General features: G+C 67.5%; 8 protein-coding genes and 1 riboswitch. Of the genes, 2 read left to right on the forward strand and 6 right to left on the reverse strand.

The genetic code is table 11. The annotated features are described in order from the left end of the window. The first annotated feature begins 86 nt into the window (after nt 1-86). Both IEW22_RS10500 and gcvP read left to right on the forward strand, forming a co-directional pair. Nucleotides 87-371, forward strand: a complete 285-nt coding sequence (locus tag IEW22_RS10500; protein WP_268235475.1) for an integrase core domain-containing protein — start codon at nt 87-89, stop codon at nt 369-371. Nucleotides 372-460: 89 nt separating this feature from the next. Next, nucleotides 461-579, forward strand: a riboswitch (glycine riboswitch). Nucleotides 580-775: 196 nt separating this feature from the next. Beyond that, on the forward strand, nt 776-3,628 hold the full coding sequence (gene gcvP, locus IEW22_RS10505) for an aminomethyl-transferring glycine dehydrogenase (RefSeq protein WP_188586564.1): 2,853 nt from the start codon (nt 776-778) through the stop codon (nt 3,626-3,628). 129 nt (nt 3,629-3,757) lie between these two features. Here gcvP and IEW22_RS10510 read toward each other — a convergent pair whose 3' ends face one another. From IEW22_RS10510 to guaB1, 6 genes are all read right to left on the reverse strand, one after another. Beyond that, complete coding sequence (locus tag IEW22_RS10510; protein WP_188586565.1) at nt 3,758-4,912, reverse strand: type 2 periplasmic-binding domain-containing protein; 1,155 nt, start codon at nt 4,910-4,912, stop codon at nt 3,758-3,760. A 144-nt stretch (nt 4,913-5,056) separates the two neighbouring features. Further along, complete coding sequence (locus IEW22_RS10515) at nt 5,057-7,243, reverse strand: malate synthase G (protein ID WP_188586566.1); 2,187 nt, start codon at nt 7,241-7,243, stop codon at nt 5,057-5,059. A 263-nt stretch (nt 7,244-7,506) separates the two neighbouring features. Then, the gene (locus IEW22_RS10520; RefSeq protein ID WP_229742448.1) at nt 7,507-8,532 is read right to left on the reverse strand and encodes a 3-methyladenine DNA glycosylase; all 1,026 of its coding nucleotides are present in this window, start codon (nt 8,530-8,532) and stop codon (nt 7,507-7,509) included. After that, a complete protein-coding gene (locus tag IEW22_RS10525; RefSeq protein ID WP_188586567.1) occupies nt 8,513-9,589 on the reverse strand; it encodes a hemolysin family protein in 1,077 nt (358 codons plus the stop codon). The genes IEW22_RS10520 and IEW22_RS10525 overlap by 20 nt, the downstream gene beginning before the upstream one ends. Next, the gene (locus IEW22_RS10530; protein ID WP_188586568.1) at nt 9,586-11,031 is read right to left on the reverse strand and encodes a hemolysin family protein; all 1,446 of its coding nucleotides are present in this window, start codon (nt 11,029-11,031) and stop codon (nt 9,586-9,588) included. The genes IEW22_RS10525 and IEW22_RS10530 overlap by 4 nt, the downstream gene beginning before the upstream one ends. A gap of 279 nt (nt 11,032-11,310) precedes the next feature. Further along, entirely contained in the window at nt 11,311-12,750 is a 1,440-nt protein-coding gene (guaB1, locus tag IEW22_RS10535) for a GMP reductase (RefSeq protein ID WP_188586569.1), read from the reverse strand. Nucleotides 12,751-12,808 lie beyond the last annotated feature (58 nt).

Genomic DNA, 12,808 nt, shown 5'->3' on the forward strand with positions numbered 1-12,808 from the left:
CCTCGGCAGATTGACCCCCATTGAATTCGAGACCATCATCAACCACGAGGCCCCTCAGGCCGCGTGACTAACCCTGTCACCTATCCGTGCACCAGGCCCATTCGTATGACAACGCGATGGCTGAGGCGTTCAACTCGTTGTTCAAGGCCGAGTGTATCCGCAACCCGATCATGCGCCCGAGGGGCGGTTGGGGCGGTGTTAGCGAGGTCGAGATCGCTGTCGCCGAGTACATCGAATGGTTCAACCACCGACGGTTGCACGGCGAGATCGGGCATGTTCCACCTGTCGAGTACGAGGCCGCCTACTGGGTGGCCCGAACGGTCACCAGCTACCGTGAGAACCCGGCCCCAGTGAACGCTGGAACCAACTAACCGAGCCTCCAACAAACCCGGCGCGATTCATCTAGACGGTTCCCGGATAGGATTCATCTAGACGGTTCCCGGATAGACTGACTACGCGTCGCTGTCGCACGGGAGAGCGTCGATGGTGGTGACCGGGATGCCCGGGAGTCGCCGATCGGCCGCCGAAGGAGCAATACCTCCCCGTCAAACTCTCAGGCAAGCGGACCGTGTTGTGGCCGACGTCTCTGGAAAGTGGTTTGCACCTGCGTGCGCCCGCCCACGGTGAAAGGCTCTCAGCGGAGCTGAATCTCTCAGGCGTCCAGCGTCACTCATTCGAGTGGGCACGGACATGACAGAGGGGGAGGACCCACTGACATCGCGCTCGTCCGACGAGGACGTCGACGAGCGTGACATCTCCTGCGGAGGTCCTTCCCATGAGCAGCGACGTCTTCTCCTCCCGCCACATCGGTCCCGATCACGACGAGACCTCCCGCATCCTCGACGCCATCGGCGTGAGTGACCTCGAATCCCTCGCGTCGGTGGTGGTTCCGTCGGTCATCGCCGACGACCCCGAACACAACGGTCTGCAGTCGTTGCCGCCGGAGATCTCCGAGGCCGAGGCGTTGGCCGAACTACGGGCGCTGGCCGGGCGCAACACCGTCGCGACATCGATGATCGGGTTGGGCTATTACGGCACGCTGACCCCGCAGGTTCTCACCCGCAACATCATCGAGAACCCGGCCTGGTACACCGCTTACACGCCGTATCAGCCCGAGATCAGCCAGGGTCGCCTCGAAGCGCTGCTCAACTTCCAGACGATGGTCGCCGATCTGACCGGGCTCGAGGTGGCCAACGCGTCGATGCTCGACGAGGCGACCGCTGCCGCGGAGGCGATGACGCTGCTGCGCCGCGCCGCCAAGTCCAAGTCGCCCCGTTTCGTGGTCGACACCGACATCTTCCCGCAGACCCTGGCGGTCATCGAGACCCGCGCCGAACCGCTCGGGATCGAGGTGGTGGCGTGCGACGTGACCGCCGGGCTTCCCGACGGAGATTTCTTCGGGGTTCTGCTGCAGGTGCCCGGCGCCTCCGGCCGGGTGATCGACGCGCAGCCGGTCATCGACGCCGCCCATGAGCGGGGCGCGCTGGTCGCCGTGGGTGCCGACCTGCTCGCCATGACGCTGCTGACCCCACCGGGGGAACAGGGTGCCGACGCCTGTTTCGGGACCACCCAGCGCTTCGGCGTGCCGATGGGATTCGGCGGACCGCATGCCGGGTACCTGGCGGTGACGACACCCCACGCCCGCCAGCTGCCGGGACGGCTGGTCGGAGTGTCCAAGGACGCCGACGGCAAGCTGGCCTACCGGCTGTCGCTGCAGACCCGTGAACAGCACATCCGTCGCGAGAAGGCGACCAGCAACATCTGCACCGCACAGGTACTGCTTGCGGTGCTCGCGGCCATGTACGCCAGCTATCACGGTCCGCAGGGTTTGACCCGCATCGCCCGAGAGGTCCACGAGAAGGCGGTGGCTATCGCGCAGGCCTTGCGCGACAAGGGAATCGAGGTGGTCTATGCCGACTTCTTCGACACGGTGCTGGTACGGGTGCCCGCCGAGGCCGAGTCCGTCGTCGTCCGCGCGAAGGCGGCCGGGGTGAACCTGCGTCTCGTCGATGCCGACCACATCGGTATCGCCTGCGACGAGACCACCACCGACGAGATCGTGCAGACCGTCGTCGCTGCATTCGGCGGTGCCGAGCCCTCGGGGATCCGCGAGGTCGAGGCCACCGCGCTGCAACCGGCCCGAAGCTCGGAGTTCCTCACCCACCCGGCTTTCAACCGCTATCGCACCGAGACCGCCATGATGCGGTACCTGCGCATGCTCTCCGACAAGGACATCGCGCTCGACCGCAGCATGATCCCGCTGGGCTCGTGCACCATGAAACTCAACGCGGCCACCGAGATGGAGGCGATCACGTGGCCGGAGTTCGCCGGGCTGCATCCGTTCGCGCCGGCCGCCGACACCGCGGGTATCCGCGAGCTCATCTCGTCCCTGCAGACCTGGTTGGCCGACATCACCGGCTACGACCAGGTGAGCCTGCAGCCCAATGCCGGATCCCAGGGCGAATACGCAGGTCTGCTCGCCATCCGCGGGTATCACCGCTCACGCGGCGAACAGCAGCGCGACGTATGTCTGATCCCGTCGAGTGCACACGGGACCAACGCGGCCTCGGCGGTGATGGCCGGGATGCGCGTGGTGGTGGTGGGTACCCGCGCCAACGGTGACATCGACGTCGAGGATCTGCGGGCCAAGATCGACCACCACGCCGATCACCTCGCGGCGATCATGATCACCTACCCCTCAACCCACGGCGTGTTCGAGGACGAGGTGACCGACATCTGCGCGGCCGTCCACGATGCGGGTGGACAGGTCTACGTCGACGGGGCGAACCTCAACGCTCTCGTCGGGGTGGCGCGGCCGGGACATTTCGGCGGCGACGTGAGTCACCTGAACCTGCACAAGACGTTCTGCATCCCCCACGGGGGCGGCGGCCCCGGCGTCGGGCCGATCGGCGTGCGCGCCCACCTCGCCCCCTTCCTGCCCGGCCACCCGCTGGCGCCGGAACTCGGGGAGAACCGCCCGACGGTGTCGGCGGCACCCTACGGCTCGGCGTCGATCCTGCCGATCACCTACGCCTACATCCGGATGATGGGTGCCAGAGGGCTGCGTGCGGCGACGCTGACGGCCATCGCCTCGGCGAATTACATTGCCGCGCGGCTCAACTCGGCTTTCCCGGTGCTCTACACCGGCAAGAGCGGGTATGTGGCCCACGAGTGCATCCTGGATCTGCGCGAACTCACCAAGACCACCGGGGTGACGGTCGACGACGTGGCCAAACGGCTGGCCGACTACGGCTTCCACGCCCCGACGATGAGCTTCCCGGTTGCCGGGACGCTGATGGTCGAACCCACCGAGAGCGAGAATCTCGACGAGATCGACGCCTTCTGCGAGGCGATGCTCGCCATCCGCGCTGAGATCGACCGGGTCGCCTCAGGCGAGTGGGCGGTGGCCGACAGCCCGTTGCGAGGGGCACCGCACACCAGCGAATGTCTCGTCGACGAGTGGGACAAGCCCTATTCCCGGGAGCTCGCGGTGTTCCCGTCGGGCCTGCCGTCGACCGGTGGCCGGACCAAGGTATGGCCGGCGGTGCGGCGTATCGACGGCGCCTACGGCGACCGCAACCTGGTGTGCAGCTGCCCTCCGGTGGAGGCTTTCGCCGGGCAGTCGTGAGCGTGGCGGCCCCGCCGGCCGGTCGGTGCTGACGGGCGGCGGGTGTCCGACTCGCGCCGGTGCTTTCGACTCGCGCCGGCGCTGATGGCCTGCCGGTATCCGGGTGCCCCTGCCGGTATCGGAATCCGCTCAGTGCGGGTAGACCAGATCCGACAGTGACACTGCCGCCTCGGTGGTCGGCGTCGGCATCGGGTCGCTGATCGCGGAGAAGCCGACCGCGCGCGTCGCTGCGGGCAACGGCGTGGGTCCGCGGAAGCCGAGCCCGGTGAGGATCGACATCTGTTCTCTCGTGCGGACGAAGCTCACAAACGATCCGATCGCATCGGCCTTGTCGTCGGTCACCTGCGAACCCGACAGCCGGATCACGGGGAAGTCGGCGATCGGGGTCGCTCCGCGCGGCACCACCTCGGTGACGTCGAGGGAGGTGTTCGCGCCGGTGAGGGAGAAGAGCTGCTGTTCGATCACCGGAACCGCGCCGATTTCGCCGCCGGCGCGGCGGCCGACGGCCAGGACCGCCGACGACGTCGTCCCATCCGCCACCGTGGGCGCCCGTTCGAGAACCGTGCGCACGCCGGGGGTCGCCCTGGTGGCGTCGGTCCTCGTCAGCGGAGCCCGGGTACCGGTCACCCCCGCGGCGATGCCCTCGGCGGCGAGAACGGTGGCGTCGGTGCCGGCACCGGCGGGCATGGCCAGACCCAATGAGGACCGGCCCGTCATCCCGACGCGTCGTAGGGCCGCGCGGTCGGACTGCAGTGCCGGCAGATCCGCCCACGAGATGCGGCCGGCGGCCGCCGCCGCATCCTCGCCGCGCATCGCCAGCACCACCGGTGAGGTCACCAGCGACTCCGGTGCGCCGTCGACGACCGTGGGGGCGGCCGCGGTCAGCCGGGAGCTCCACACCGACGATGCGGGAATCCAGGCGGACGGGAAGGGACCCATCGATGCCTCGTCCCAGCCCGATGCCAGTTCTTGCAGCGCCGTCTGGGGGTCGATCGGCCGGATCGACACCGTGATGCAGTGGTCGCGAACCACCGGGTGGGTCTGGTTGAACGACTGGGCGATCGCGTTGAGCGGAGAGGCCAGCGAGACGTCGGTGACGATGGTGACGGTGGAGTCCCCGGAGACGCACTCACGTGCGGCCGCGTCGCCCTGGTTGTCGATCCGCTTGCCCAGGATCACCCACACCACCACCAGGATGATGACCACGATCAGTGCCAGGAGTGCGATCCAGACCCGCCCGCTGACCCCGCGCCGTACCGGTTCGGTCGTGCGATGCCGCCCCACCTCGTGCCCCGTCCCATCCGTCGCGTCGATATGTCCGCTTCGCGAGTCTAGCCGGACGCACCGCGCCCCCGGCCCGCCGTGGACTCACATGGTCCCAGGTGGCGGATCGGGGGCGCGGAAGTGGCTGTCGCGCAGCGGGTTCGATCAGGCGTTGGCGGCCTTGTACTCGCGACGACGACGATGCAGGATCGGCTCGGTGTAGCCCGAGGGCTGCGAGGTGCCCAGGAGGATCAGATCCTTGGCGGCCTGCCAGGCGATGTTGGTGTCGAAGTCCGGCGCCATCGGACGATAGGTCTTGTCGTTCTCGTTCTGACGGTCGACCACCGGGGCCATCCGCTTGAGCGAGGCGACCACGTCGTCCTCGGTGACGATCCCGTGCCGGATCCAGTTGGCCAGCAGCTGACTGGAGATGCGCAGGGTCGCGCGATCTTCCATGAGTGCGACGTCGTGGATGTCGGGCACCTTGGAGCAGCCCACACCGTGGTCGATCCACCGGACCACGTAGCCGAGGATCGACTGACAGTTGTTGTCGAGTTCCTGCTGCTTCTCCTCGTCGGACCAGTCGGTCTTCGGGGCCAGCGGGATGGTCAGGATGTCGTCGATGTTCGCCGGGTCACGCTTGGCGATCTCGTCCTGACGCTCGAACACGTCCACGAGGTGGTAGTGCATCGCGTGCAGCGTGGCTGCGGTCGGGGAGGGGACCCACGCGGTGGAAGCCCCGGCCTGCGGCTGGGCGATCTTCTGCTCGACCATGTCGCGCATGAGGTCGGTCATCGCCCACATACCCTTACCGATCTGCGCCTTGTGCTGCAGTCCGGCGTGCAGGCCCACGTCGACGTTGTTGTCCTCGTAGGTGGACATCCACGTGGCCTTCTTCATGTCGCCCTTGCGGATCATCGCACCGGCCTCCATAGAGGTGTGGATCTCGTCTCCGGTGCGGTCGAGGAAGCCGGTGTTGATGAACACCACCCGGTCGGAGGCGGCCTTGATCGACGCCTTGAGGTTCACCGTGGTGCGGCGCTCCTCGTCCATGATGCCGACCTTGAGGGTGTTGGTCGGCAGGCCGAGCACCTGCTCGACGCGCCCGAACAGCTCGGCGGTGAATGCGGCTTCGTCGGGGCCGTGCATCTTCGGCTTCACGATGTAGATCGAGCCGGTGCGCGAGTTCTGCAGACCGTCGGTGGACAGACCGTGCACGCCGGCCAGCGATGTGACCAGTGCGTCGAGGATGCCCTCGGGGATCTCGTTGCCCTCGGCATCGAGGATCGCGTCGTTGGTCATCAGGTGACCGACGTTGCGGACGAACAGCAGTGAACGGCCATGCAGGTCGAACGTCGACCCGTCGGGAGCGGTGTAGTTGCGGTTGCCGTTGAGGACGCGGGTGAACGTCTTGCCGTTCTTGCTGACCTCCTCGGCCAGGTCGCCGCGATTGAGCCCGAGCCAGTTCCGGTAGCCGAGCACCTTGTCCTCGGCGTCGACGGCGGCGACGGAGTCCTCGAAGTCCATGATCGTGGTGATGGCGGACTCCATCACGACATCCTTGATGCCGGCCGGGTCGGTCTGACCGATGGGCGAGGAGGGATCGATCTCGATGTCGAGGAACAGCCCGTTGTTACGCAGCAGCACCGAGGTCGGTGCCGCGGCGTCACCGGTGTACCCGGCGAATGCCGACGGGTCGGCCAGCGTGGAAGTGGTTCCGTCGGCGAGGGTGACCTGCAGACCGCCATCGGCGACGGCGAACGAGGTCACATCGGTGTAGCTGCACTGCTCGAGCGGCACTGCCTTGTCCAGGAAGCCCTTGGCGTAGGCGATCACCTTGTCGCCGCGGACCTTGTTGTAGCCGCCCTTGCCCTTCTCTGCGCCACCGTCCTCGGGAATGACGTCGGTGCCGTAGAGGGCGTCGTAGAGCGAACCCCAGCGTGCGTTGGAGGCGTTGAGTGCGAAGCGCGCGTTGAGGATCGGCACCACCAGCTGCGGGCCGGCGGTCTCGCTGATCTCACGGTCGACGTTCTGGGTGGTGATCTGGAAGTCGTCGGGCACCGGCGCGAGGTAGCCGATGTCGGTGAGGAAGGTCTTGTACTCGGCGAACACGGCCGGATCGGAGAAGTCGACACCCTTGTGATCGCGGTGCCAGTCGTCGATCTGGGACTGCAGCGAATCGCGGACAGCGAGCAGCTCGCGGTTACGCGGAGCGAGGTCGTTGACGATCGCCGCCGCGCCCTTCCAGAACGCGTCGACGTCCACGCCGGTTCCGGGGATCGCCTCGTTGTTGATGAAGTCGTAGAGAACAGGTTCGACCTGTAGTCCCTCGACGGTGACGCGCTCTGTCATGGCGGCCTCACAATCCTTGTCGTTGGGTCGTGTGCGAATGGGGTCGTGTGCGAATGGGAAGGTGTCGCGGCGGGCCCACATCCGCCGCGGGCAGCTTCTCCTGGGTCGGCTCGTCGGCTGCTGTGGCGTCGGGGCATCGGCCCGACGCCAACCGCCCCGGATCCCGTACCGGCCGCGATCCGCTTGTGGCGGTGCGGTGCACGATCGGGTGCTCGCGGAAGCGTGGTGCGCGCCAGATCCGGGACACTTCTCGCGCTCCCAGGTTACTCGGCGGCCATCAACGCGTCGCAGGCGGTCAGCAGCCCATCGCGCAGTTCGGCGGCCCGTCCGGCCAGCCGTTCTTGCTCGCGCGCATAGGCGGCGCGGCCGGCGGTCGTCTCGATGGCGATCGGCTCCAGGCCGTGATCACGAAGATCGTAGGGACTGGCCTTCATGTCGAGCTCGCGCAGGTCCAGTGCCAGCGCGAACGCGTCGGCGACCAGTTCTGCGGGCAGCAGCGGCGAGAGCTTGGTGGCCCACTTGTACAGGTCCATCCCGGCGTGCACGCACCCCGGCTGTTCGCTGGCGATCTGACCCTCCCGCTCGAGGGGCAGCTCGTTGCGCGGTGCGGCCTCGTCGGTGAAGAAGCGGAATGCGTCGAAGTGCGTACACCGCAGCGGCAACGACTCGACCACCTCGTCGGTCCCGGCCGAACCCAGGCGCAGGGGCACCGAGTCGTGGCGGACCTCGGCGGTGCGATAGACCATCGCCCACTCGTGCAATCCAAAACAGTGGAGGCGAGCTGGTCGGGCGGCGGTCGCCGACAGCAGCCGGTGCACGTAGGCGAGAAGGTCGCGGCGCCGTCGGAGCATCGACACATCCACGGTCACCGCGATGTCGTCTGTCGTCCCGGCCACCCTGCGGTATCCCCGACGCGATACGTAGTCGGCTGCGTCGCAGAGCACCACACCGAATCCCGGATGCCACGTCCGCAGCGCCGCTCGCCGGAACGAGTAATAGGTGAACAGGAACGACCAGACCGGGTGCGGTGATCCGTCGGGCAGGCGTGGCGGATGGGTGTCGAGCAGCTCGTCGATGCGCCGTCGGTGTTCCGCTGCTCGTTCGCGCCACAGCGCCGCAGGCAACGTGGACACAGCCGATCCGGGGATGCCGGTGGGCTCGTTGGCTCCGATGTTCTCCGGCACGGCCATGACCTCGACCCCCGGCACCCGGGCGCTGGGGGTGGGGGTCGGGGTGTGGCCGGCTGCGGCCGTCACGGCGTCGTCGCGATCACAGCTCGTGGGTGGCATCGCGAACCGTGCCGACGAACTCCTCGACCAGATCACCGAGCGCGACGATGGCGATGGTGCGACCGGTCGCGTCGACGACGGCACCCAGGTGTGCGCTGGTGCGCCGCAGTGCTTCGGTCGACTCGTCGAGCGGGGTGTCGTCGGCGAGAACCGGCAGCGTACGGATCATCTCGGGCCCGATGACCGACTCGTCGGAGACGGAGTCGTCGAGCATGAGGTCGAGGATGTCCTTGACGTGCAGATAGCCGGTGAACGTGCCGTCGGTGCCACGGACGGGAAAGCGTGAGAACCCCGTCTCGGTGACCGCGTCCTGCACCGATCCGAGCGTCGGTCCGACGATCCCGGTCTCCCGATCGCGCGAGGCGGGCACCGAGCGCACCTTGTCCAGAGGGATCGCGACCTCGCGGACGGTGCGACTCGACGTACGGATGGCGCGGGTCAGCCGGTCGTGCTCTTCCTCGTCGATCAGTCCTTCCTCGCGGGATTCGCCGATCATCTCCGAGAGCTGGGGAGCCGACACCGCGGACTCCAGTTCGTCCTTGGGCTCCACGCGCAGCAAACGCAGGGTCCCGTTGGCCAGCCAGTTGTAGAAGACGATGACCGGTCGGGCCAGCCGCATGAAGTGCAGATGGATCGGCACCAGCAGCATCGCGGCCCGTTCGGGACCTGCCAGCGCGATGTTCTTGGGCACCATCTCGCCGAGGAGTATGTGCAGGATCACCACGATGATCAGGGAGATCGCGAACGAGATCGGGTGGAGCAACTCGTGGGGGACATGCGCCAGATGCAGCGGTGTGGCGATGAGATGAGCGATGGCCGGTTCGCCGACGCGACCGAGCAGCAGCGAGCAGATGGTGATGCCCAGCTGTGATCCGGCCAGCATCATCGACAGGTGTTCGGAGGCGTCGATGACCTTGCGAGCCCGCTTGTTGCCCTGCTCCTCGAGTGCTTCGAGGCGGTCACGTCGCGCCGAGATCAGCGAGAACTCGGCACCGACGAAGAAGGCGTTGGCGGCGAGCAGCACGATGGTCAGGACCACGGCCCAGTAGTCGTTCATCGTCGGCTCCCGGTCCCGGCGGCCACCGAGTCGGCGGCGACCTCACGTGGGTTCACGGACTCCGCGGGGGTGCTCGCGGATGCGGTGCCCGGGTCGGCCGGTGCCAACGAGACGAGGTCCACGCGTCTGCCGTCCATCTTCACCACACGTGCCCGCCACATCCGGGTGGACACCTCCTCGTCGTCGTCATCGGAGAGGTGGGCGCGTTCGGGGATCTCCACCACATCGCCTTCGGCGGGGATGCGTCCGAGTGCGAACATGATCAGTCCACCGAGCGTGTCGTAGGGGCCGTCGGGCGCCCGGTACTCGGTGGCCTCGGCGAGTTCGTCGATACGAAGCAGACCCGAGCAGACATAGCCGGTGCCCGAGCGGCGCACGTCGTCCACCTCGCGATCGTGCTCGTCGGTGACGTTGCCCACGATCTCCTCGATGAGGTCCTCGGTGGTCACGATCCCGGCTGTTCCGCCGTACTCGTCGACCACCACGGCCACCTGGAATCCGTCGCCGCGTATGCGCTCCATCAACGAGTCGCCGTCGAGGCTTGCCGGGACCACCGGCACAGGACGCGAGATGTCGACCACGCGCACGAGTTCCCGGTCGGCGACCGGGACGGTGAACGCCTGCTTGATGTGAACGAATCCGACGATGTTGTCGAGGTCGCCGTCGACGACCACCGGGAACCGCGACATCCCGGTGCGCGACGCCAGGACGATCAGATCGCGCACGGTCGCGTCGTCGTCGAGGGACTCCACCGTCACGCGGGGAGTCATCAGATCCTCGGCGCTGCGTTCGGAGAACCGCAGCGACCGGCCGACAAGTGTCGCGGTCTCGGCGTCGAGTGAGCCGTGTTCGTAGGAGGTGCGCACCAGGGCGCCGAGTTCCTGCGGAGAGCGCGCCGAACGCAGTTCCTCGGCCGGTTCGATCCCGAGTCGGCGGACCAGCCAGTTCGCCGAACCGTTGAGTCCGTTGATCGCCCACCGGAACAGTGCCGAGAAGACCGTCATGAGCCCGGCGGTCGATCGGGCCGTCTTCATCGGATGGGTGATGGCGAGGTTCTTCGGCACGAGTTCGCCGAGCACCATCGACAAGGATGTGGCGATCACGAGTGCCAGGATCAGCGACAGCGCCGAGGAGACGCCTGCCGACAGCCCCATGGCGTCGAAGGCCGGTTTGGTCAGCTGTGCGATCACCGGTTCTGCCAGATAGCCGGTGATCAGGGTGGTGATGGTGATACCGAGCTGGGCGCCGGACAGCTGGAACGACAGGGTGCGGTGAGCGTTCTGCACCTGATGGGAGCGGCGGTCGCCACGTTCGCGGACCTCGGCGTCGACGGCCGAGCGTTCCAGGGCGGTGAGCGAGAATTCCGCCGAGACGAACAGGGCGGTCCCGACGGTCAGCGCGATGAACCCGACCAGGCTGGCGATGATGATCAGAGCCTGCATGATCGCTCCAGGTGGGGCTCTGGCCGCGTGGATCTCCGGGACGGCCCCGTAGGTTTCTCGGGTTCGGGCTCAGGTTGCTCGGAGTCGGGTGCGGTTTCTTCCGAGTCGGGCACGGTTGGTGCCACCGGCACGGGTCATCCCTCCAGATACGCCGGATCGGGTGAGGGTCACGTTGTCGGCGCGCCAACGAGACGTTCCCGCCATTCTACGGGCTCGCCACGAGTGCTTCCCGGCGCCGCGACCACATGCGGGCGCGGCGCCGGACGGCCGACGGCCTGCTCACCAGCCGGTCGGCAGCGGCTTGCCCTCCGCGAAGCCGGCGGGTGACTGCACTCCCAGGACCACGTTCTGGTGCAGCTCGTCGAGCGAGCGGGCGCCGGTGTAGGTGGCGGTGGACCGCACACCCGAGCAGATGTGGTCGATGAGGTCTTCCACGCCCGGGCGATCGGGATCGATCTTGATGCGAGAGGTCGAGATCCCCTCCTCGAACAGTGCCTTACGCGCCTGGTCGAAGGCCGAGTCGGCGGAGGTGCGCGCGGCGACAGCGCGCTTGGAGGCCATACCGAAGCTCTCCTTGTAGTAGTTCCCCTGCGCATCGCGCTTGAGGTCGCCCGGCGACTCGAAGGTACCGGCGAACCACGAGCCGATCATCACATTCGATGCACCCGCGGCGACCGCGAGTGCCACGTCGCGCGGATGGCGCACGCCGCCGTCGGCCCATACATGCTTACCGAGTTCTTTTGCCGCTGCGGCACATTCGGCAACAGCGGAGAACTGTGGACGTCCGACGCCGGTCATCATGCGGGTGGTGCACATCGCGCCCGGTCCGACGCCGACCTTGGCGATGTCGGCGCCGGCGTTGATCAGGTCCACAGTGCCGGCCGCCGAGACGACATTGCCCGCCACCAGCGGCACACCCAGGGATGCCGAGGCCACCGACTCCAGTGCCGACAGCATCTTGTGCTGATGGCCGTGTGCGGTGTCGATCACCAGCACGTCGGCGCCGGCAGCCACGAGCGCCTTGGCCTTGCCCACCACGTCGCCGTTGATGCCGACGGCCGCGGCAACGCGCAGCCGGTTCTCGTCGTCGACGGCTGGGGTGTAGATCCCGGTCCGCAGTGCACCGCGGCGGGTGAGGACACCGGCGAGTGTCTCGTCGGGGCGCACGAGCACCGCGACGTCCACGTGGGCGTCGTTGAGACGTTCGAAGACCTCGCGGGCGTCGGTGTCGGCAGGCAGTGACACGAAGGCGGTGTCGAGGACGTCGGACAGGCGCGCGAAGCGGTCCACGTCACTGCAGGCGGCCTCGTCGACGATCCCGACCGGGCGTCGCCGATCGTCGATGACCACCGCGATGCCGTGTGATCGTTTGGTGATCAGTGCGATCGCGTCGGTGACCGAGTCGTCGGGGCGCAGCACCACCGGGGTGTCGGCGACGAGATCGCGGCTCTTGACGAAGGAGATGGTCTCTTCCACGGCGGGGATCGGCAGGTCCTGCGGGAGAACCACGAGTCCGCCGCGGCGGGCGACGGTCTCGGCCATGCGCCGTCCGGCGACGGCGGTCATGTTGGCGACGACGATCGGGATAGTCGTACCGGAACCATCGCTGGAGGAGAGGTCGACGTCGAAACGGGATGTCACATCGCTTCGCGAGGGAACGACGAAAACGTCGTCATACGTGAGGTCGTAGGCAGGGCCGTGCCCATCAAGGAATCGCACGTGCGCCCATCCTACTGCCGACCCCGTCCCGAACGCCAAACCTGCTCGTCAGGTCGGT

It is taken from the genome of Gordonia jinhuaensis (assembly GCF_014639795.1).
Taxonomy (GTDB): domain Bacteria; phylum Actinomycetota; class Actinomycetes; order Mycobacteriales; family Mycobacteriaceae; genus Gordonia_B; species Gordonia_B jinhuaensis.

What these genes read in the sequence shown, in the direction of transcription:
- gcvP (WP_188586564.1), top strand. Translation starts at nt 776, where the DNA reads ATGAGCAGCGACGTCTTCTCCTCCCGCCACATCGGTCCCGATCACGAC.
- IEW22_RS10515 (WP_188586566.1), bottom strand. Translation starts at nt 7,243, where the DNA reads ATGACAGAGCGCGTCACCGTCGAGGGACTACAGGTCGAACCTGTTCTC.
- IEW22_RS10520 (WP_229742448.1), bottom strand. Translation starts at nt 8,532, where the DNA reads ATGCCACCCACGAGCTGTGATCGCGACGACGCCGTGACGGCCGCAGCC.
- IEW22_RS10525 (WP_188586567.1), bottom strand. Translation starts at nt 9,589, where the DNA reads ATGAACGACTACTGGGCCGTGGTCCTGACCATCGTGCTGCTCGCCGCC.
- IEW22_RS10530 (WP_188586568.1), bottom strand. Translation starts at nt 11,031, where the DNA reads ATGCAGGCTCTGATCATCATCGCCAGCCTGGTCGGGTTCATCGCGCTG.